We start from the raw sequence: 20,107 nt of genomic DNA, 5'->3' as shown, positions 1-20,107 counted from the left end.
CACAAATCTGATGGTTGACGTAGCGATATTTGAGATCAGGTGTCTTGATATAAATATAAGCATCGACACTATCCAGAATACTGGACAGCATATGTTCGTGAGTGGTGAGCTGCTGCCGATTGAGGCTATCGCGGCGGCGCAACAGCACATTACCCGCCAGGGCGATCACCAGCACCACCAGTAACACACCGCCGAGCCACCATAGCCACCCGGGCGCCAGAGGAGCAGGCGGGCCATGCGCCCGCCAGGCACTCAGGGTCTCGTAGTACGTCGACGCCGCGTCGTTTTTCCACTCCACCAGAGTAGCGTCGATGCGCTCCAGGATATGGGCATCCAAACCAGGCGAGGCGGCATAAAAGAGCCGTGAAGGCTGGAAGATGATAGGGGTTTCACGCAGCCCGTAATCGTTGGCTCGCCAGTCGCCGAACAGATGATTGGACGCCACCAGATCGGCATCGCCCAGCGCGACTGCCTGGAAGCCCGCCGCAAAACTATCCACTGGCAGCCACATCACGTCGATATCGAAGCGCTGCGTCACGGTCATCAGGTAGCTTTGCTGGATAGAGCCCTCCACCACCGCCACACGCTGCTGCTCGAGATCCAGAATGGCCTCGACGCGGCTGTCGCTGGGTTGGTAAAGCTGTGACCAACTGTGCATGATCGGCTCGGCATGAAAGGCGAAGCGCTGGGCACGCTCTTCGCTCCACGCCAGGTCCGGCAGCAGGTCGATATCATCCTGCTCCAGCAGCGTCAGGCACTGCTGAAAATCGCACGGGACGCTTTCCAGCTGCCACTGCTCTTTCAGGGCCATTGCCGTAAGCAGCTCACCCAACACACCACGCAATTGCCCTTGGTCATCGGTGAACAGCTTAGGCGGGTTGTGATACACCCCGACACGCAGCGTTTGCGCAGCGGCTAGCGGCGATACTGCCCCGAACACCATCGTCAGCAACACAGCATGGCAAGCAGCCTGACTCGCACGCCTCCCCCTGTTGCACAGCATAATAATGGTCACTCACCGGGCATGGTCAATGGCCCTGCACGCTCCACGACCCGCTGCCAGGCCGAGTCCTGCTCAATGCGTGCCACAAAGGCAGTAATCGCCGGAAACGCATCCAGCGACTGGGTGGCGGCCACGGCCTGCATGGGAAAGCTCATTTGAATGTCCGCGCCACTCGGAAACTCGCCGGCAAAATTGCCGTGCGCCTTCAAGTGCGACTCGATCATGCCAAGATGTTGTTTCAGCTGTGGTTGCAGAAAGCGCTTGTGAACGGTGCCACTAATACCCTGGGCAATGGGTTTGACGAACCAGGGCGATTGTTTAGGAATTTGACTAAAGATCAATCCCATCACCAACAGCGGCATTAAAGAGCCTTCGGCATAATGCATCCAGTAACGATAGTTAACCCATTCGTTACTTTTATCTGGCCCCGGCTGAAAATGCCCTTCTCCGTAGCGGTTGACCAGATAATCGATGATGGCCCCCGACTCGGCCACGGTCAGTTCGCCATCGGTAATCACGGGTGACTTGCCCAATGGGTGCACTTTTTTCAGGGCATCAGGGGCTTGCTGTGTTTTGGGGTCACGCTGATAGACTTCGATGTCATACTCTAGCCCGAGAGCTTCCAATAGCCACAGAATGCGGTGAGAACGTGATTTTTCCAGGTGGTGTACGCGGATCATGACGACTCCATAAGGCGATTTGGTACGCAGCCTTCAAGCTGGTGCCAGCATCCATTGACTGCACGCGTTAGCTGAATGATTTCAGCTTAGCACTATTACAGCGTTGAACCCCATCGAGAGAGTGGCGCACTGAGAATATTATCTACGTCTTTTCGAAAAACGTCTTCTAGTGCGCTTTAAAGTATCTTTAAGTGACTGTTTTCAATTACCACAACCCGCTACAAAAGTGGCTAAAAGAGCCACTGCGTGTCACGCCCTGTACTGTTGCCACATACGGTGGAGCAAATCTTTTGGTGACCATTTACCGTGCAGCCAGGGTGCCAGTAACCGCGTTGAAAGTGGAATAAATACGAATACCATCACGGGCGTCAGCACCAGCGTACTGAGCAACACGCGCGGTATCAGCGTCCACTCGGCCAACAGGCCGCCAAACAGCCAATGAAACAGCAGTGAGACCGGAAAGAAGGCCAGCCAGACGGCAACGGCCTGCTTCCAACGCGGCGGCGCAGCACCATTGGGGGCCACGTTGAACCAGCTGTCCAGGCCGGTGGCACGGTGCTCATGGGGCGCGTCGTAGAGCCCCTTGCCACGCTGCAGCCAGGCATGGCGCGACGCGGAGTGCTCCCAGGAAGCGAGTCGCGCTGCGCTTTCGAAACGGAAAATGATCTGGTATTCGTCATCGTCCTGAGGCGGTGCCAGCACCCCTGAGCCCAGATAGCCCGGAAAGTCGGCAGCCAGCTCACGGCCTTCATTGAGCCAACGGATAAAGTCCTGATAGCGGCCATTGGCCACGCGACGCGCCACCATCAAGGTGACAGGTGAGGTAGACATGGGTGATCTCCTGATAAGTAGGCAACCACTGCCGGATAGGCGGGTTGCAGGCATTCAGGTGGGTACGCCTGAAGCACACGGCTACATTATAGAGGGAAAACCACGCGGGCACAGCTAGGCATGCGGGGCCAGGGGAACGATATCGTGGAATTTACCCTGCTCGGTAAAGAACAGCCGAAACACGCCATTCACGCCGTCGCGGCCCACCACGCGGCGCAGGGCGGTGGCCGGGAAGACCACCCAGCGACCATCCACGCTGCGCACGCGCACGTTGTCATACTGCCCTTCATAATGGGCAAGGCATTCGGCTGCCGTCAAATGGATCATTACGTCAATGGAAGGCATGGCGTTGCGTCATCGGGTAGTGTCGCTGATACTTCATCATACTGGATTCGATCTCAACATCGGTAACCGCCCATGGATCTTTCATCACTCAGCGCTTCCTATAGCGCCACGCTCTGGCCTTCACCTACCCTGCCTAACGCCAGGGTCGCTGCCGATTCTCAAGCACAGCGCGCAAACGATGCCGACGAGGAAGCTGCCAGCGATGAAACGACCCCGGCAACGGCAGGCCCCACTCGCCCAGACGGCACCCCGCTGGAACCCGAAGAGATCCAACAGCTGGAGCAGCTCAAACAGACCGACCGCGCGGTGCGCCAGCACGAAATGGCACACCAAACCGTTGGTGGGCCTTATACGGGAGGCGCCACTTACGAGTACGAAATCGGCCCTGATGGGCAGCGTTATGCGGTCGCGGGCGAAGTGTCCATCGACTATGGTCCGGTGCCGGGCGACCCCCAGGCCACCATTGAAAAAATGCAGACCGTCATCGCTGCCGCCCTTGCACCCGCCGACCCATCTCCCAAGGACCTTCAGGTGGCCGCCCAGGCACGTCAGTACCTGTTGGAAGCCCGCCTGGAAGCGGCCCGAGAGCAAAGCGAGATGAACCAGGCCCGCAGCGGCGACGGCACGGACCCGTCGGCCCCTGAGTCAGCCACTGCCGAACAGGCCGCTTGATCTCGACCACGACGTCAGTCACAGCCTCAACCACCGCCACTCCTCTTGACGCTTGGGTTCATTGCAGGCGGCTCAAGCCGTGCCAATCATCGCGTAGCGGCCACTGCTCGAGCCAGCCCGGCAACGCTTCCGGCGGCATCGGCCGAGCGATACCATAGCCTTGGGCCAGCTCGCAGCCCAGCACCATCAGCGCCCTGGCATGCTCCAGGGTTTCGACCCCTTCGGCCAGCATCGGCCGCTGGAAGCGGTTGGCCATGTAGATGACGCTTTCGACGATCGCCATGTCGTCGCGGTCCACCAGCATGTCACGCACGAAGCTTTGGTCGATCTTGATCAAGCTGACCGGCAGTTGGCGAAGATGGGTCAAGGACGAATAGCCAGTGCCAAAATCATCGATCGCAAAGCTGACCCCCAGCGCCTGACAGCGGGCCATGGTTTGCAGCGCGGCGGTCACATCGTGCATGGCCGCGCTTTCCAGTACTTCGAGCTTCAGCAGCGCAGGCGAGACTGTCGGATAGCGCGCCAACAGCGCCGCCAGGCGCTGGCTGAACTGGCTGGTCAGCAGGTGCGCAGGGCTGATGTTGACGTTGATGGGCAGGACGATGTTGGCCGTCTGCCAACTCGCCAGCTGGCGCAGCGCCTGCTCGATCACCCACTCGCCCAGGTCGATTTCCAGCGGCGTGGCGTCGATGGCGGGCAGGAACTGCCCCGGCGACAGCAGCCCGCGCTCGGGATGTTGCCAACGAATCAATGCCTCCACGCCGACGACCTGGCCACTGCGCATGTCCACCTGCGGCTGATAGTGCAGCCGCAGCTCACCGTGGTCCAGCGCATCCATAAAGCGTTGGCGCTGCTCATGACGAGCTTGTAGCAAACGGTCGTGATGGGGATCGAAAAAGTGGTGGGTGTCGCGGCCCCGCTGTTTGGCACGATACATGGCCTGGTTGGCATGACGCAGCAGCACATCCCCCTGCACATGATCGTGCGGGTAGCGCGTAATGCCGAGGCTAGCCGTCAGGTAAACCACCTGGCCTTCGACCATCAGCGGTTGGCGAATGGAGCCCAGCAGCTTCTCGAAGAAGACGTCATCGACCCCATGGTGCAGCAACAGGACGAATTCATCCCCACCAATGCGTGCCAGTACGTCATCACCAAACAGCTGGTGGCTAAGTCGCTGTGCAAACGCCGACAGCAGCGAATCCCCCACCGTCAATCCAAGGCGCTCGTTGATGGCTTGGAAGTGGTCGATATCCAGTGAGCATACCGCCAGCGTCTGCTGCTGGTTTTCCGCGTGCTGGATCGACTCCTGGATCAGTTGCGTCAACAGCTGCAGGTTGGGCAAACCGGTCAAGGCATCGAAATAGACCTCGCGGTTGAGGTGCCGAGCATGGGCAGGAATGGCCGACAAGTCTGCCAGCACCATGACATGGTGATCTACCCGCCCCTGGGTATCGCGGACGCGATTGATCGACAGCATACCGGGATAGAATTGCCCATCATGGCTGCGGTAACTGACCTGGCTTTTACTGCGATCACGTAGCTGCAGCTCTTCACGCATCAAGCTTACGCTGCGCTGGTCGTCCAGTGGCAGGATGCTGAACGCTTCCGGGGTCTTGCCGCGCACGTCTTCCAGCGCCAACCCCGTGAGCTCACTAAACGCCGGATTCACCTCTATGACCTGGTTATCGGCGTTGGTAATGATGATGGCTTCATTGGCATAGCGGAACGCCGACGCACTGGGCGAGGCAGCATCCTGAGTATCCAGGGTCGACATTGCCACACGCCACGCCGACGCCTGAGCGCCGGAAGCCATGGCGGGGTGAGGCAAAGACTGCTCCTTTGGGTCGTTCAAGGGCGGGCACATGCGTCTCTGCTCTCCTCGTCTAAACAGCGTGAATGTCATGACTTTTCGACATATTAACACCCTATTGACCGGCAGGGTGCTGGCAGCAACAGAGCTCTATCAACGCGCGCTAGAGCACAAAAAAGGGAGCCGGCGGCTCCCTGTGAAGGCATGCGTGCGGTCTTGTGATTCAGGCGTAGCGCAACGAGGGAACACGCGACGCATCGCCATCGCTCACCAAAAAGCGGCTGACCAGCACCGACATTTCTTCGGCCTGATCGTCCAGTGAGCGGCTGGCCGTGGCCACCTGCTCGACCAGCGAGGCATTCTGCTGGGTGACGTCTTCCAACTGGGCCATGGCGTGGCTGATCTGCTCGACGCCCGCCGATTGCTCATGGCTGGCCGTGGTAATCTCATCCACCAGCACGGCCACCTGCTGCACGCGCGCAGCGATCTGCTCCAGCGTCTCGCTGGTGTCTCCCACCAGACGCTCACCTTCCCCAATACGGGCCACGTTATTGTCGACCAGGCGACGAATCTGGCTGGCCTCTTCGGCACTGCGGCTGGCCAGTTTACGCACCTCGTCAGCCACCACGGCAAAGCCACGCCCATGCTCACCCGCCCGTGCCGCCTCGACCGAGGCATTGAGCGCCAGCAGGTTGGTCTGGAAGGCGATATTGTCGATGGCTGCCACCATGGAGGTCACCTGCTCATTCGCCTGGTGAATCTGCTGCATGGCCTCCCGCGCCTGCAGCGCCACCTGAGTGGCCTCCTGAGCCTGATTCGCCACCTCACCGGTCATGCGCTGGGCCTGATGAGCATTATCGGCGTTCTGACGCACGGTGGCGGTCATCTGCTCCATGCTCGACGCGGTTTCCACCAGCGAGGCAGACTGCTCTTCGGTGCGCTGAGCCAAATCCTGGTTGCCCTGGGCGATTTCGTTACTGGCCACCGAGACCGACTGCGCCGAGCGCTTCATTTCCCCGATCAGCCGTTCGGTTTGTGCAGAGGCTTCATTGATGACGGTATACAGCCGAGAGAGCTCATCGCTACCGGGCACGGGCAGTCGTTGAGTCAAGTCATCGCCGCGCTCGGCAATACTGATCAGCGCCTGCTGTAACGGTAGCGTCATGGTCCGCACGACCCATAGCGCGAGCCCGATGGCGGTGAGCGATGCCAGCACCGCCACCGTCACATACTGCCACAGCGCCTGCTGAGCCGAGCCTTTGCGCCTAGCCGTTTCCTCGACGATGGCCGCCGCCACTTGATCCTCGAGCGCCTTGAGACGACCGATCTTGACGGTTTGCCAGTCGAACCACTCTTCCGGGTTCACGTTGTAACCGCCGTTTTGCTGCAGCGCCAGTTCGCGACGGGCCAACACCCGCTCGATTTCAGGACCGCTCAGCGCAGCACTCAGGGCTTCGCGCTGGGCGTCATCCGACAGCACATAGGCACTCTCCAGAAACGCCCTTTCTTCGCCGACCAACGACAGCAAACGATGCTGCGTCGCCGGGGGCATGGCGTCTGCAGCAAAGACATTGGACAGCAGCGCACGCTCGATCCCCGCCAGGTCCTTGGCTTCCAGCAGGTTGTAATAAGCCGCTAACTGGCGGGTAATCCCGCCCTCTTCGGTCAGCTGGGCCAGTTCGCCGACCAGCGCCATCAGCGTGTTATTGAGCCCGGTGTAATGGGCCAGCGCATCGGCAGTGGCGATATCCAGTCGATCGATCTGTTGGCGCATCTGCGCTTGCTGCTGCCAGCGCTGCTCGATCTCTTCCAACTGGCGAGTGAGTCCGGCGCCCAGCAGCGTTTGGTCCAGCGCTTGGCGCTGTTCGAGGAAGGTCTCGGCGGCGCTATCGGTGCTCGGCCGCTGTTGGGCTAGCCGGTTCCCAAAGCTGGCCCCTTGGCTGCCTAAAAAGCCGGCGCTCATGCCGCGCTCCAACTGCATCTGGTGTACCCAGTGGCCCGCCTGCTGAGCCAATGCCGTGAGGGTCTGTAGGCGTTCGAGCTCATGGACGGTATTTTTGCGATCCAGCGCTCCGCTGGCACCCAGCCAGCCCAGCGCCAACAGGGGAAGCAACAGCACCAGGGCAAACTTGTAGCGCATGGGCAGTCGGTGGAGTAGCTCTTTCATGGCAGTGCTTAGCCTCGATATGTCGTTCAGGGAGGTAAGCGGCGTGTTCGATATTATTAGCGTGCACATGCACATTGTAGGTGAAACTGGCCGCATTTTACCGCGGCACTTAAACCAGGTTAAGTGCGGATGAGTAAAACACGGCGAGTGTATAGCGGCCTCAGAAGAAAACCTTGACGTACATCAGGCTCGTCAATCAAGGCGCCATTGAAGCCGCCCCCAGAAAGCGCTGCTGCCAGTAGTCGATATCCAGCGGAACGCTGACCACGGCACGGCCACTGCCCGGGGCATGGATCATCTGACGATTACCGCCATAAATGCCCACGTGGGTGGCCTTGCTGCCCTCGCCAAAGAAAAGCAGATCGCCCGGGCGGGGGGCATCGACGCGAGGCAGAGCACGGTACTGGCCGTCCGCCGTGCGGGGCACACGTAATCCGGCTGCGCGGTAGGTCATTTCGACCAGGCCAGAGCAGTCCAGACCATCCGGTGAGTTGCCGCCAAAACGGTAAGGAATGCCGATGGATTGCTGGGCGTAAGAGAGAATCAGCGCACGCTCCAGTGACATGCCCCCTTGCACGGGCGGCTTGGCGGGGGGAGCCACGTCCTTGCTGGCACAACCGGCCAGTACTAACAGCAGGGCCAGAGACAGGAGGGAATAAACGCGGGCAAACGGCATGGGGCACTCCTGAGAAGCCTCGATAGGGTGTCTCTATCATGGCCCAGGTCACGCGTGCCCGCTAGCCGCCTATACGGGAGAGCATCCGAAAGGGCTTATCAGGCAACGCATCTCAGCGCCCGATCCACTCCACGAAGGTCGTTTCGCCCAGCGCATGGCGCTCGTGACGTAGTCGACTCATGGCGGCGTAAGGCAGGTCCATCACCAGTCCGTGGGTCAGCGGCTGGGCAATCACCTGACGCAGCAGCGCGTTGCAGACGAACAGATGCGCCACCACCAGCACGTGCTTGCCCGGCGGGCGGCTCAGCAGGCGCTGCCACGCTTCACTCACCCGGGCATCCAGCGCCGCCAGGCTTTCCCCTTCCGGCGGCGCTGCCGTGGTGGGATCGTGCCAGAAGGCGTTCATCAGCGCGTGCCCCTCCTCGGCAAACACCTGGTCATGGGTCTTGCCTTCCCAGCGTCCCAGATAGAGCTCGGCCAGGTCATCGTCCACTTGCACGGGCAGGTCGAACTCCTCACCCAACCACAAGGCAAACTCATGGCAACGCACCAGGGGGGAGCTGACGATGGCATCGAACGGCGGCCTGCCATCGACCGTGTGACGCATCACGGCCGCCGTGGCCTGCTGCCAACCGGTTTCGCTGAGGGGGTGGTCGGTGCTGCCGCGCAGCATGCGGCCACCCAGTGGCTCACCGTGGCGCATCAGGTCGATGGTCATGATTTCAGCATCAGGAAAGCGCATGGTATCTCCCGGTCAGATGATGGCGTGGCGCACGCGGGCAGAGACCCACTCGGACACCAGCACGGTGGCAAAGATCAGCACGAAGATGACGCTGACCTGGTTCCAGGCCAGGCTATTGATCGAGGCGTTGAGCTGCAGCCCGATGCCGCCTGCGCCCACCAGCCCCAGCACCGTGGACTCACGAATGTTGATATCCCAGCGGTACACGCTGATACCGGCAAACGCGGGCATCACCTGGGGCAACACGCCGTAGTTCATGACCTGCAGGCGGCTGGCCCCGGTGGCGCTGATGGCCTCGACGGGCGTGGGGTGGATCTCTTCGATGGCTTCATAGAGCAGCTTGCCCACGAACCCAATGGAGCGTAGCGCAATGGCAATGATGCCCGCCAGCACGCCGGGACCGAGAATGGTCACCAGCAGCATCGCCCAGATCAGCGAGTTGATGGAGCGTGACGAAACGATGATGGTCAACGCCAGGCTGCGCACCAGCGGGTGGGGCGTCGTGTTGCGAGCCGCCAGAAAGGCCACCGGGAATGCCATGACGATGCCCAGCGCGGTGCCTAGCGTGGCGATGTTGAGGGTGTCCCACATGGGCTTCCAGAGGACGCTGGCGTACTCCCAGCGGGGCGGCATCATGCGGTTGATCAGGTCACTGCCCTGGCGGCCAGCATCCTCCACGAACACCCACATGGTGTTGTCGGAGATCACTTTCCAGCAGAGCAGGAAAAGGCAGATACCTGCCAGCCAGGCCACATACTGGAGCCACTGGGCACGGGTGGTGCGCCGCTGCCACTGCGGCACGCCTTGAGGGGAACTCGAAACAGGCATGGAAATTTCCTTTACGGGTTAAGACATCGCAGCGCTACTGGGTCCAGCGGCGCACATGGCTGGAGGCGTATTCACTCATCAGCACGATGGCAATGATGATCAGCAGGATCGCCGCCGAGGTGCCGTATTCGTAACGGCTCAGCGAGGTGTTCAGCGTGGCGCCAATGCCCCCCGCGCCGACGATGCCGATCACCGACGATTCACGGAAATTGATGTCCAGACGGTACATGGAGAGCCCGATCAAGCGCGGCATCACCTGCGGCTGCACCGCATGGTTCATGGTTTGCCACCAGCTTGCCCCCGTGGCACGCACGGCTTCGACCTGTTTCCAGTCCAGGTCCTCGATATCTTCTGCCAACAGCTTGGCCATGAAACCGATGGTGGCGAAGGCCAGCGTCAGCATGCCCGCAAACGGCCCGAAGCCGAACATCACCACGAACAGAATGGCGATGATGATCTCCTGAAACGTCCGCGAGATGGCAATGATGGCGCGGCACAGGGTATAGATGGGCAGCGGGGCAATGTTGCGTGCCGCGCCCAGGCCTACCGGGATCGCCAGCAAGACGCCGATCACGGTGGAGGTCAGCGTCATGGTCAGGCTTTCCATCAGCCCGGCGATGATGTCGTTCTGGCGACTGAGGAAATCGGGCTGCAAAAAAGCCCCTAGAAAGTTGAGCGCTCGGCCGGAGCCTTCCGCCACCCGCGCCCAGTTGACCTGCACCGACGACAGCGCCAGCACCAGATACACCACCACACCGATGGCCAGGCCCCAGCGCAGCCGTGGGTTTTCGATCAGCGGCAAACGCCGCCACTGACCCTGGCGCGCAGCTTGCTGGCGCGCCGTGGCGTCTGCCGTGCTCATAGCGCGCCTCCACTGGCGACCTGGGCGAGCGGCCGCGCGTCATGGTGTGCTTTGGCTGCCGACGTGGGCGCTGCCGATGTGGGCGCAAGGGCTACCTGCGATGGCTCATCTTCTTCGTAGGCGGGCTCGGGCGTGGTGTCCCAGTCCTCTTCCCCATAGATGGTGGTGAGGATCTCGCTGGTGAGTTCGCTGGGCTTGCCGTCGAAGACGATTTGTCCGGCACGCAGGCCCACAATGCGGTCGGCAAACTGCTGCGCCAGAGCCACGTCATGAATGTTGATGATGGCAGCCAGCTCGCGCTCGGCGCACAGCTCGCGAATCAGACGCATGATCTGGCGCGAGGTTTTGGGGTCCAGGCTGGCGGTGGGCTCATCCACCAGCAATAACTTGGGGCTTTGCAGCAGTGCGCGGGCGATGCCGACACGCTGGCGCTGGCCACCCGACAGCGCGTCGGCGCGCTTGTCGATGGCATGGGGCAAGCCCACCCGCTCCAACAGGCGAAATGCTTCAGCAACGGCTTCCTGGGGGTAGCGGCGCAAGAAGCTGCGCCAGAAGCCGACATAGCCCAGCTGGCCCGACAGCACGTTTTCCATGACGGTCAGCCGGTCGACCAGGGCATATTCCTGAAAAATCATGCCCATGGAGCGACGTGCGTGACGCAGGCGGCTGCCCGACAGCTTGGTCAGTTCGGTCTCTTCCAGGCGGATACTGCCCTGGCTGGGCTCCACCAGACGATTGACGCAGCGGATCAGGGTACTTTTGCCTGCACCCGATGGCCCAATCAGCGCCATCACTTGGCCTTTGGGCAGCGATAGGTGAATATCGGTCAGCGCGCGGTCGCCCGTCGGGTAACGCTTGCCAACGCCAGTGAGTGTCAACATGGGGAGTGCCTCGTTTGCTTGTCGCTCAAAACGCTTGTGTAGAACATCGATTCAAAGACAATTGATTCAAAAACAGCTTTTTCGAAAACAGCTGACTCGACTCCATAACGCGTCGGCCAGAAGGTTGCCCTCCTGGCCGACAGGGTCACGCAGCGCTGGAATCAATCGCAGTCGTAAGTGACGCCATTGGCATCGGCAATGGTGCGGATGACCGACCAGTGCTCTTCATAGCTGATGGGGATGAACTGCGCTTCGCCAGAGTTCTCGAACTCCGCCTGCAGGGCGGTGCCTTCCCAGTCGTAGCTGAAGAACGCATCCTGGATCTGCTGCTGCAGTTCGGGCGTCAGGTTGTGGGCGGTGCCGTATGCCGTGGTGGGGAAGGTTTCGGAGGTGTAGATCACCTCGTAATCACCCTCGTTGATGACACCCCGTGACAGCATGCGATGGGCAACGGAGTTGGCAATGGCCGCCGCATCGTAATCCTTGTTGATGACGCCCAGGATGGAGTTGTCGTGGGAGCCGGAGAAAGCCGTCTCGAAGTCATCACCGGCTTCCAGACCGTACTCGGAGCGCAGCAGCGCGGACGGTGCGCGGAAGCCCGAGTTGGACGTTTCGGAAGTGAAGGCCAACTGACGACCCTGCAGGTCTTCCATGCCGTCGATACCGCTACCGGGGTAGGTGATGATCTCCATTTCGTAACCGTAGCTGCCATCTTCGGCCGCCATGATGGCGAAGGGACGGAAGCCGCCACAGTTGACCGCTACCGGTACGCCACCGGTGTTGAAGCCAGCCACGTGCAGACGGCCAGCGCGCAGCGCTTCCTGCTGGGCAGCATTCGACTGCACCGGGAAGAACTGAACGCGTTTACCCGTCGCTTCGCTCAGGTGATCCAGGAAACCCGCCCATACGTCGGCGTAGACCGCCGGGTCTTCAACCGGCGTGTAAGCAAAGACCAGCGTGTCCGGATCGACCCACCGAGACTCATCGCTGGGGATATCGGCCACCATGTCGCCATCGTTGTCCACGTAGCGTGAGGAGAGGTCGGCAGCCGCATTCATCGCACTGAAAGCGAAGGCACTGGCAACGGCAGCACTGATCAGGGTGCGCGAGAGTGACACGGTAGAGAGACGAGAGGATTGCATGGATCACCTAGCGGGGTAGTAAGAGGTGGATGTATCCTGACGCCCCAGGATGACAGCGGCGGGTCTGGCGGGTGACAACTTCGTGACGTCTACATGACACCCGCGTGAACGACCTGCCGCTCTGGCGGCTCACTGCCCCACGCAACAGCCACGCCGTTCCACGAACAGGCTGTTCCCGGCAATCTTCTTCGCTTGGTGCTTGAGTTCGGAGAGCTGGCTGGCAATGTCCAAGGCCTTGCAGTGGCCCGGGTCACTGATGGGCTTGACGGCTACCGACACGCTGACGAAAGGGAAAAAGCTGACGCCTCCCTGACGGCTTTCGATGGAAAGCCCGCCTCTCTGGCAGTCCTCTTCCTCGTAGAAACTCGGGGCCATGACCTCGAAGGAGGCCAGAATCTGCTGGCACACGCTCTCCCAGTGCTCCAGCGGTAACAGCATCATGAAGTCGTCGCCACCGATATGCCCGATGAAGCCCCCCGCGCTTTCCACCTGAGCCTGCAACAGCCGCGACAGCGAGATGATCACATGGTCTCCGCGGGCATAACCGTAGGCATCGTTGAACGCCTTGAAGTTATCCAGATCCACGTAGGCAGCGGCAAAGCCATTGCCCTGGCTCAGATAGGCCGTGAGGGTTTCATTGATCAGGATGTTACCGGGCAGCCCGGTGAGTGGATTGGCATGGCGCGCCTGACGCACCTGGATGGCGGTGATCTCGCGCAGCAAATCGACGATATTGCCCATACCCAGATACTGCCCTTCGCCATCGACGATGACGAAGTCCTCCTGTTCGATGTCGCGGCTGTCGGTCAGCTGCTGGCTCAGCGTCTCCAGGGGCATGTCGGCGGCGGCCACCAGCATCTTGCGATCGGCGATGTCCAGCACGCAGCGCTTGGCGTACAGCGAATGGCTATAAGGGTTGGTGAACAGCGTCAGGAACCCGTTGCGCCGCACCACGGCAATGGGCACGCCCTGTTCGATCACGGCCACGCAGCGCAGATGCGGCGTTTCACGAAACCGTTCCGCCAATGTGGGCACTGACACACTGGGCGCCACGGCCTCCACGCTGCGCAGGATGGTATGCGCCGTACGCCCAGCGGGAGTTTTCAATTGCGTGGTGGCGGGCAGCAGCGTATTGAGCTGAACAGGCGGCTGAACGCTGGGACGTGCGAAGTAGAAACCCTGCAACAGCGCCAATCCACGGTCCAGCTCCCACAGGCACAGGTGCTCTGCCGCGGTTTCGACCCCTTCTGCGATGAGCTGGCAGTCGAGGCTTTTGGCGACGTCCAGTATCGAGCGCAGAAACTCCCGCTTGGCGGGCTCCTGATCGATGCCGGAAATGAAATGGCGGTCCAGCTTGACGAAATCCGGGCGCAGCTCCGCCCAGTGACGCAGGCTGGAGTGACCGGCCCCCAGGTCATCCAGGGCCACCTGAAACCCCATGTCGCGGTAGTGGGCCACCGCCTGGCGCATCAGGTCGTAATCGTGGATGGGCACGTGCTCGGTCAGCTCGATCACCACCCGCTCAGGCGGCAGGCCACTCTCCTGAATGAAGCCCAGCGTCAGCCCCTCGCGGAAATCACGCTCGACGATGGTCAGCGGCATGACGTTGAGGAACAGCAGCCCAGGGAGTGCGAGTTCGGCAAAACGGCGAATGGCGAGCCGTCGGCAAAGCAGGTCCAGCTCCACCAGCAGCCCGGCCTGGGTCGCCACATCGAACAGCCTTAGCGGTGAATGCAACGGAGAGGTGCTGGGGCCACGAATCAGCGCTTCGTAGCCATAAATGGCCTGCTGATTGGCATCGACAATGGGCTGAAAAAGTACGTGCAGCTCTTCTGCCGCGATAATCTGGTTAAGCCACTGAGTTTCTTGTGCGGTCATGTGCCTGCTGCCCTGTCAAACGTCAACGATCCCTATGACTTGTCAACTCCATCAGGAAGGTGCCAGGGCAGCAAGCGTGCGTCATTTACATGACATTTTCATGACGAACCATCGGTTGGCGCCTTCATGCCGGGGATGTCCGGCGGCGGAAACACCGCGTCGCCACCGCGGGCATCCAACTGACGAATATCGGTGGGACGACCGTTCTCGTCGAGACTGACCAGGCCTATCCCACTGGCATTCCACAGCCGCTCGCCAGCGCTGGCCTGCTCGGGGTCCCGGGGGTAGATGCTGAGCTTGCGCCGCTGGGTAAACCAGTTGAGCGGCGACAGCGGCGCGTATAGCCAACGATTGAGCCGGTCGAAGGTATCCAGCAGCCGCCGAGGGAAGGTGTTTTTCACGCCGCTGGAAGTGATCTGCCACAGATGCGGGGCCTGCTCCTGCCCGCGTACGACGATGTCGTAGGCAAAGGAGTAGTGCACGTCCCCCGACAGGATCACGTAGTTGCCGGGTGTCCTGGAGTGCCGCCAGATGTGCAGCAGCACGCTGGCGGCACCGCGATGGGCCATCCAGTTTTCGGCATCGACCATCAACGGCTTGCCGGCCAGGGTAAACAGCTTTTGAATGCCCTCGATCAGCTTGACCCCGAACATCGGGGCAGGCGAGACGATCACCGCGCTGGGGGTGCCCAACAGCGCCTGCTGCATCTCCATGAGCGCCTCCCAGTCCATCAGCCCGGAGGGCCGTTTGGGGTTGCGCTCACTGCGCCAGCGGCGCGTACGGGTATCGAGCACGATCAGCGCGGGGGCGCCTGGCACCTGAAACTCCCACCCTTGAAAGCGCAGAAGCCGCTCGATCACGCTGTCCTGGGCCTGGGGGTTCAAGGTGCCCGACCCATCGAACAACGTGCCGACCTGATGCAGCAGCGGGTTGAGTTTGTCCGGGGCATTGCCCCACCCTTGGCAAAGCAGGTAGGCCACCAGCGCGTTGCCAATGATGCGCCTGGAGAACGGATGCCCATAAGCACAGCGCTCCCAATCGGCGGTCAAGTTCCAGTCATCGGTGACGTCGTGATCGTCGAAGATCATCAGGCTGGGCACGTGGGCCATCAACCGCGCGCACTGGGGCAACCATGCCACGAAGGCATCGATGACCGCCTGTTCGGTACGGTACGCTTCGGCCTCCTGCTCGGCCAGCTCGGGAGGCGTGGGCGCAATGATCTGCTAGGGAGTCGGCGACCAGACCAAGCAATACATGGCCAGCATTTCGGCAAGGGTCATCAGGTGGTTCTGGGCGTGCGCCGAGGTGAACACCGGCTTTTTCACCCCGCCGAAGAAACGCTCGCGCAGGGCCGCGTTGCTGGTGACATCCGGCAGCAGCGACTCGCGATGATAATAGGTTTCGGGAGCCGCATAGAGCGCTTGGCTATCGTTCACCGTGGCGCCTTCCAACTGCTCATCGGCCAGCCCCAGCCGGGCGATGAGTGCATGCACGGCGCGCAGGGTGGAGCCTGCCACGTCATCCACGTAGACCTGGTCACCGGTCATCAATAGCCCTGGTGGCTCTGTACCTGCAGGTCGTAGGCGATGCGTGTATCGGTGGGCAGTGCCCTGGGCAAGCTCAGGTCGATGCCGTACAGGTAGGCCCGCTCGCCGATGGCCACGCATTGGTGATCCTGGCGAGACAGTGGGTAGGTTTGCTGGTCGGGGGTGTCCGGAAACAGAACCAGCTGGAGAGCCAGTGGTCGCGTAGCCACCAGCCACATCACCAGGCGTGACGGCGACAAGCGACGCAGCAGCGGCCCCACCAGTACGTCAGGCAGTGTTTCGGTGACGTCGATCATCGTTGCTCCTTCAGACCCGCGCGGCCAGCACGGGTAGTTCGATCACCACCTGCAGCCCGCCCGCTTCGGCGCGCTGCAGGCGCATCTGTCCGCCATACAGGGCCACCAGATCGGCCACGATGGCCAGCCCCAGCCCGCTCCCGGAGCGCTGCTCATCCAGCCGTTTGCCGCGCTGCACCGCCGCCTGGCACTCCTCGGCGGTCATGCCGGGGCCGTCATCGCTCACCGTGAGCCTCAATACGCCTTGCTGCGCCTGAAAGCTCACATGCACCGTCTGGCTGGCCCAGCGCAGGGCATTATCGAGTAAATTGCCCACCATCTCCTGCAGGTCCTGGTCGTCCATGTGTACTCGCATCTGGCTATCCACACGCTGCGTCAGGGTGATGTGCCGCCGCTGAGCGAGACGCGCCAGCCCGTTCATCAGCGGCGCCAGGGTAGCCTGCAGGTCAATGGCCGCGAAACGCCCGCTGTCTCCCGCCGCCGAGGCCCGGGCCAGGTGGTGACGCACCGCGTTGTCGATACGCGAAAGCTCGACGTCCCAGGTGGCTCGGCTGTCGCTGGGCAGCTGCTTCGCCAGCAGGCGCATGACGCTGAGCGGCGTCTTGAGGGCGTGGGCCAGATTACCCGCCGTATAGCGTCCGCGCTCGATCAGCCGCTGGTCGCGCGCCAATACGGCGTTCATGGAGCTGGCCAGGGTGGCCAACTCTTGCGGCAGCCGGGTATCCAGTTGCGCTGCCCGTCCCTGCTCCACGTCGCGCAGGTTGGCATTCATGCGGCGTAAAGGCGCCAACCCCCAGCGCACCTGGAGCGCCAGCACTCCCAGCAACACGGCACCAAGCCCCAGCAAGCCTAGCCACAGCAGACGCTGAAAAGCCTGAATCTCGGCCACCAGAACATCGTCCCGGGCGGCCACGCTAACGTGCAAAGGCGATTCCAGGGGGGCCAGATAGATATCCCGCTCCACCACTCTCAGCTGCTGCCCTCTTGGCCCCGGCACGGTACGCGCCGAGAGCTGTTCGCTGTGGGTCACGGGCAGCCGCTGATCCCATAGCGAGCGCGACGCTACCGTGTGCTGCTCGCTGTCGGTGATTTGCCAATACCAGCCCGAAAACACATGCTCGAAACGGGGATCGCCCAAGCCACGTTCGTAGCGCAGCTGTTCACTCAGGGGGTCGTAGGCGACCCCGGCAATGATCACGTTGAGGGTTGCTTCGAGACGCTCGTCGAACGCGCTCACTGCGGCGCTACGATAGTGATGGGCCAGCAGCCCACCCGCCACCGGCAGGGCCAATAGTACGATCAGCAGCGCTGCCAGCAGCAAGCGCAGATGAATGGAGCGGCTGGCCCAGCGTTGCCGCCAAGGCTGCCCGGCAGCGCTCATGGTGTGTCAGGCTCATCGGCCAGCAGGCGATAGCCTTGGCCGCGCAGGGTGGCAATACGCCAGGCACCCAGCTTGCGTCGCAGGCGGCTGACCTGCACGTCGATGACGTTGGAGTCGGGCTCGTGGTCACGGTCATAGACGTGCTCCGAGAGCTCACTGCGGCTTACTACCCGCGGCGCGGCATGCATGAGATAACTCAGCAGACGGGTTTCCTGGGCGGTCAGGCTGACGGGCCTGCCCACCAGGGTAACGTGCTGGGTGTGGGTGTCCAGGCTCAGCTCGCCTACCCGTAGCACCGGGTGGGCGTGGCCATGGGTGCGTCGCACCAGAGCGCGCAGCCGGAACAGCACTTCAGCGGGCTCGAAAGGCTTGGTCACGTAATCATCGGCTCCGGCGGTAAAGCCTGCGGCCTTGTCGGCCCAACGCTCACGAGCGGTCAAGATCAGCACCGGCAGGTCGATGCCATCTTCCCGCCACGAGGAGAGCCAGCGGGTGCCATCGCCATCCGGCAAGCCGATGTCCAGAATCACCGTATCGTAGGCTTCCGTACGCACCAGAAAGTCGGCTTCCTGACCATTTTCGGCTCGTTCGACGATCCAGTCACCTTCACGCAGGGCCTGGCTCAGCTCACGGGCAAGCGCCTGGTCATCCTCTACCAGCAAACACTTCATCACGCCATCCTTTCAGGGGTTACGCTGCATCTCGCGAATGCGGACACCTTCGATCTTCATCAACTGGCCGCTGTGACCATCGAATTCGAACTCGACCACCTGCCCCTGGGGCCCCAGCATCTTGATCTCATACTCCACCAGCCCGTCGTCCCGGTCGATCTCGATTTCCAGAATATCGCCAATGTAACGCTCTTCGAGCCAGTCGAGTATCGTCTCCAGCGGCACCACATCGCCGCGCCCCACTTCACCGTGCAGCGCTTGCCAGGGCTGGTCGCCAATGGCGTTACCCATCCAGGCCAGCGCCAACGCGCAGGCCATCACCCGAAGGCGGGGCCAGGTGCGTAAGGAGCGTAGGAAAGCGGTCATGGTTTTCATGATGCCAGCATGCCAAAGTCAACATGAACGGTAGATGAACGACTTTGTCAGCTTCCGGTAAGACCCCGGCTGCTATAACTGTCTCGTCGCTTCAACTGACATATCGTGAAAAAAGGAGCTTGTGATGAACGCCATGAAAAAAATGCTGATGATTCCTGCCTCTGCCCTGCTGCTGAGCGCAGCCGCCAGCACCGTGTATGCCGATACCCAACCGGTGGACCGCATCGACGACATTCTGACCTACGCCAGCGATTATGGTTTTACGCACTATGAAGAGATCAGCATCAAGAGCCGTGGACGCGCCGAAGTCGAAGGCTGGCTGGACGATGAGTGGTATGCCGATGTCGAGTTCTCGCTGGATAACGGCGATACCCTGAAGGAAGAGCGCAAGCGTCTGATCACCGGCGCTTGGGGCATGAGCGAAGACGATGTGCGCCAGGCGCTCAATATCGCCAGCCAGGAAGGCATGATGGAGTTCGAGGAGATCGAGATCGACAAGAGCGGCAGTATCGACATCGAAGGGCGCGACCAGAACGGTCGTGAGCTGGACATCAAGATGCGTCAGGGTTCGTTCCAGGTCACCGAGATCGACCGCGACTGATACGCGCAAGCCACCTTGCATGGCGGGCCCTGGTGGCCTCGACGCTGCTGGCCTTCTGGCTGCGTTGATGGCATGAGCGACGGCTGCTGGGCCACACAGCGTACGCATTACCCAGCGCCGCCCTGCCGGAAGCCTTCGATGCACTGGCGCTACAAACGGCCAGCGTGATGCCGCTGGTCGACCACTACGGGCCTCAGCAGGTGATGCTCAGCCACCCGGCTCACCCTCCGTTGCGGGTGATGATCGTGCCGGACGGCTGGCCACAGCAAATACCGCTGCCGCCTTACACCACCACCAGATTATCGCGATGAATCAGCTCGTGGGACTCCACATAGCCAAGGATGGCCTCGATCTGGTGGCTGGGCTGGCCCGCCAGCTGGCGTGCCTCATCGGCACCGTAGTTGACCAGCCCCTTGGCGACCCGTGCGCCCTGTTCGTCCACACACAGCACCATGTCGCCGCGTCTGAAGCTGCCCTGTACGTCCCGCACGCCCACGGCCAGCAGGCTGGAGCCTTTGCCGCGCAGCACGTTGACCGCACCGGCATCCAGCACCAGCGTACCGCGTACCTGTAGCTGCCCTGCCAGCCAGCGCTTGCGGGCCGCCATGGGTGCCTGGTCCGGGCGCAGCAGCGTGCCCAGCGGTTCGCCCTGCACGATACGGGTGATCACCTCGGGCTGACGGCCGCTGGCGATCACCGTTACCGCGCCGGAACGCGCC

19 protein-coding genes and 1 pseudogene are annotated in these 20,107 nt (G+C 61.7%); 2 read left to right on the top strand and 18 right to left on the bottom strand.

Translation table 11 applies throughout. The features are described from left to right. From B7L72_RS07625 to B7L72_RS07610, 4 genes are all read right to left on the bottom strand, one after another. A partial coding sequence (locus B7L72_RS07625; protein WP_139788469.1) for a transporter substrate-binding domain-containing protein occupies positions 1–955 on the bottom strand: 955 nt, incomplete at its 3' end. A 56-nt stretch (positions 956–1,011) separates the two neighbouring features. Then, entirely contained in the window at positions 1,012–1,683 is a 672-nt protein-coding gene (locus tag B7L72_RS07620) for a glutathione S-transferase (RefSeq protein ID WP_016915887.1), read from the bottom strand. 249 nt (positions 1,684–1,932) lie between these two features. Continuing rightward, positions 1,933–2,514: an antibiotic biosynthesis monooxygenase gene (locus B7L72_RS07615; protein ID WP_081138025.1), complete on the bottom strand. Its 582-nt coding sequence runs from the start codon at positions 2,512–2,514 to the stop codon at positions 1,933–1,935. A 114-nt stretch (positions 2,515–2,628) separates the two neighbouring features. After that, positions 2,629–2,859 carry a DUF2835 family protein gene (locus B7L72_RS07610; RefSeq protein WP_081138023.1) on the bottom strand — a complete coding sequence of 77 codons (231 nt, stop codon included), beginning with the start codon at positions 2,857–2,859 and terminating at the stop codon, positions 2,629–2,631. A 72-nt stretch (positions 2,860–2,931) separates the two neighbouring features. Between B7L72_RS07610 and B7L72_RS07605 the strand changes: the two genes are divergently transcribed. Beyond that, positions 2,932–3,531 (top strand): putative metalloprotease CJM1_0395 family protein, encoded by a 600-nt coding sequence (locus B7L72_RS07605; RefSeq protein ID WP_081193521.1) that lies wholly within the window; start codon positions 2,932–2,934, stop codon positions 3,529–3,531. Positions 3,532–3,589: 58 nt separating this feature from the next. Here B7L72_RS07605 and B7L72_RS07600 read toward each other — a convergent pair whose 3' ends face one another. From B7L72_RS07600 to B7L72_RS07540, 13 genes and pseudogenes are all read right to left on the bottom strand, one after another. After that, positions 3,590–5,305 (bottom strand): putative bifunctional diguanylate cyclase/phosphodiesterase, encoded by a 1,716-nt coding sequence (locus B7L72_RS07600; protein ID WP_446718560.1) that lies wholly within the window; start codon positions 5,303–5,305, stop codon positions 3,590–3,592. Between the two features lie 259 nt (positions 5,306–5,564). Next, the gene (locus tag B7L72_RS07595; RefSeq protein WP_254893779.1) at positions 5,565–7,508 is read right to left on the bottom strand and encodes a methyl-accepting chemotaxis protein; all 1,944 of its coding nucleotides are present in this window, start codon (positions 7,506–7,508) and stop codon (positions 5,565–5,567) included. 196 nt (positions 7,509–7,704) lie between these two features. Next, on the bottom strand, positions 7,705–8,184 hold the full coding sequence (locus B7L72_RS07590) for a C40 family peptidase (protein ID WP_081193516.1): 480 nt from the start codon (positions 8,182–8,184) through the stop codon (positions 7,705–7,707). A gap of 112 nt (positions 8,185–8,296) precedes the next feature. After that, the gene (locus B7L72_RS07585) at positions 8,297–8,926 is read right to left on the bottom strand and encodes a histidine phosphatase family protein (RefSeq protein WP_081193514.1); all 630 of its coding nucleotides are present in this window, start codon (positions 8,924–8,926) and stop codon (positions 8,297–8,299) included. 12 nt (positions 8,927–8,938) lie between these two features. Next, positions 8,939–9,754 carry a phosphonate ABC transporter, permease protein PhnE gene (phnE, locus tag B7L72_RS07580; RefSeq protein ID WP_016915879.1) on the bottom strand — a complete coding sequence of 272 codons (816 nt, stop codon included), beginning with the start codon at positions 9,752–9,754 and terminating at the stop codon, positions 8,939–8,941. A gap of 34 nt (positions 9,755–9,788) precedes the next feature. Then, positions 9,789–10,616, bottom strand: a complete 828-nt coding sequence (gene phnE / locus B7L72_RS07575) for a phosphonate ABC transporter, permease protein PhnE (protein WP_016915878.1) — start codon at positions 10,614–10,616, stop codon at positions 9,789–9,791. Further along, complete coding sequence (gene phnC / locus B7L72_RS07570) at positions 10,613–11,497, bottom strand: phosphonate ABC transporter ATP-binding protein (protein ID WP_081138009.1); 885 nt, start codon at positions 11,495–11,497, stop codon at positions 10,613–10,615. Before phnC ends, phnE (B7L72_RS07575) begins: the two co-directional genes overlap by 4 nt. Before the next feature lie 161 nt (positions 11,498–11,658). Further along, entirely contained in the window at positions 11,659–12,639 is a 981-nt protein-coding gene (gene phnD, locus B7L72_RS07565; protein WP_081138007.1) for a phosphate/phosphite/phosphonate ABC transporter substrate-binding protein, read from the bottom strand. Between the two features lie 129 nt (positions 12,640–12,768). Further along, positions 12,769–14,517, bottom strand: coding sequence for a bifunctional diguanylate cyclase/phosphodiesterase (locus B7L72_RS07560; RefSeq protein WP_081193512.1), 1,749 nt, complete (start codon positions 14,515–14,517; stop codon positions 12,769–12,771). A 98-nt stretch (positions 14,518–14,615) separates the two neighbouring features. Then, a pseudogene (locus B7L72_RS07555) lies at positions 14,616–16,360 on the bottom strand (alkaline phosphatase family protein). A 10-nt stretch (positions 16,361–16,370) separates the two neighbouring features. Beyond that, positions 16,371–17,741 (bottom strand): sensor histidine kinase, encoded by a 1,371-nt coding sequence (locus tag B7L72_RS07550; RefSeq protein WP_081193510.1) that lies wholly within the window; start codon positions 17,739–17,741, stop codon positions 16,371–16,373. After that, positions 17,738–18,412 carry a winged helix-turn-helix domain-containing protein gene (locus B7L72_RS07545; protein ID WP_016915872.1) on the bottom strand — a complete coding sequence of 225 codons (675 nt, stop codon included), beginning with the start codon at positions 18,410–18,412 and terminating at the stop codon, positions 17,738–17,740. Before B7L72_RS07545 ends, B7L72_RS07550 begins: the two co-directional genes overlap by 4 nt. A 12-nt stretch (positions 18,413–18,424) precedes the next feature. Then, the gene (locus B7L72_RS07540; RefSeq protein WP_016915871.1) at positions 18,425–18,787 is read right to left on the bottom strand and encodes a PepSY domain-containing protein; all 363 of its coding nucleotides are present in this window, start codon (positions 18,785–18,787) and stop codon (positions 18,425–18,427) included. A 124-nt stretch (positions 18,788–18,911) separates the two neighbouring features. On the opposite strand from B7L72_RS07540, the gene B7L72_RS07535 reads away from it, so the two are divergent. Further along, the gene (locus tag B7L72_RS07535) at positions 18,912–19,388 is read left to right on the top strand and encodes a PepSY domain-containing protein (protein WP_081193508.1); all 477 of its coding nucleotides are present in this window, start codon (positions 18,912–18,914) and stop codon (positions 19,386–19,388) included. A gap of 283 nt (positions 19,389–19,671) precedes the next feature. Here B7L72_RS07535 and B7L72_RS07530 read toward each other — a convergent pair. Continuing rightward, positions 19,672–20,107, bottom strand: a 436-nt coding sequence (locus B7L72_RS07530) for a PUA domain-containing protein (RefSeq protein WP_446718559.1), incomplete at its 5' end; no start/stop codon positions are given.

This window comes from Halomonas sp. BC1, from assembly GCF_002078135.1.
GTDB classification, from domain to species: domain Bacteria; phylum Pseudomonadota; class Gammaproteobacteria; order Pseudomonadales; family Halomonadaceae; genus Vreelandella; species Vreelandella stevensii.
Note: the sequence above shows the minus strand (reverse complement) of the source record. Positions and strands in the feature narration are given on the sequence as shown.

Coding starts and splice junctions, on each gene's coding strand:
- B7L72_RS07600 (WP_446718560.1), bottom strand. CDS start 5,305: ATGTCGACCCTGGATACTCAGGATGCTGCCTCGCCCAGTGCGTCGGCG.
- B7L72_RS07560 (WP_081193512.1), bottom strand. CDS start 14,517: ATGACCGCACAAGAAACTCAGTGGCTTAACCAGATTATCGCGGCAGAA.
- B7L72_RS07620 (WP_016915887.1), bottom strand. CDS start 1,683: ATGATCCGCGTACACCACCTGGAAAAATCACGTTCTCACCGCATTCTG.
- B7L72_RS07605 (WP_081193521.1), top strand. CDS start 2,932: ATGGATCTTTCATCACTCAGCGCTTCCTATAGCGCCACGCTCTGGCCT.
- B7L72_RS07550 (WP_081193510.1), bottom strand. CDS start 17,741: ATGAGCGCTGCCGGGCAGCCTTGGCGGCAACGCTGGGCCAGCCGCTCC.
- B7L72_RS07540 (WP_016915871.1), bottom strand. CDS start 18,787: ATGAAAACCATGACCGCTTTCCTACGCTCCTTACGCACCTGGCCCCGC.
- phnC (WP_081138009.1), bottom strand. CDS start 11,497: ATGTTGACACTCACTGGCGTTGGCAAGCGTTACCCGACGGGCGACCGC.
- B7L72_RS07595 (WP_254893779.1), bottom strand. CDS start 7,508: ATGAAAGAGCTACTCCACCGACTGCCCATGCGCTACAAGTTTGCCCTG.
- B7L72_RS07535 (WP_081193508.1), top strand. CDS start 18,912: ATGAACGCCATGAAAAAAATGCTGATGATTCCTGCCTCTGCCCTGCTG.
- phnE (WP_016915879.1), bottom strand. CDS start 9,754: ATGCCTGTTTCGAGTTCCCCTCAAGGCGTGCCGCAGTGGCAGCGGCGC.
- phnD (WP_081138007.1), bottom strand. CDS start 12,639: ATGCAATCCTCTCGTCTCTCTACCGTGTCACTCTCGCGCACCCTGATC.
- B7L72_RS07585 (WP_081193514.1), bottom strand. CDS start 8,926: ATGCGCTTTCCTGATGCTGAAATCATGACCATCGACCTGATGCGCCAC.
- B7L72_RS07615 (WP_081138025.1), bottom strand. CDS start 2,514: ATGTCTACCTCACCTGTCACCTTGATGGTGGCGCGTCGCGTGGCCAAT.
- B7L72_RS07545 (WP_016915872.1), bottom strand. CDS start 18,412: ATGAAGTGTTTGCTGGTAGAGGATGACCAGGCGCTTGCCCGTGAGCTG.
- phnE (WP_016915878.1), bottom strand. CDS start 10,616: ATGAGCACGGCAGACGCCACGGCGCGCCAGCAAGCTGCGCGCCAGGGT.
- B7L72_RS07590 (WP_081193516.1), bottom strand. CDS start 8,184: ATGCCGTTTGCCCGCGTTTATTCCCTCCTGTCTCTGGCCCTGCTGTTA.
- B7L72_RS07610 (WP_081138023.1), bottom strand. CDS start 2,859: ATGCCTTCCATTGACGTAATGATCCATTTGACGGCAGCCGAATGCCTT.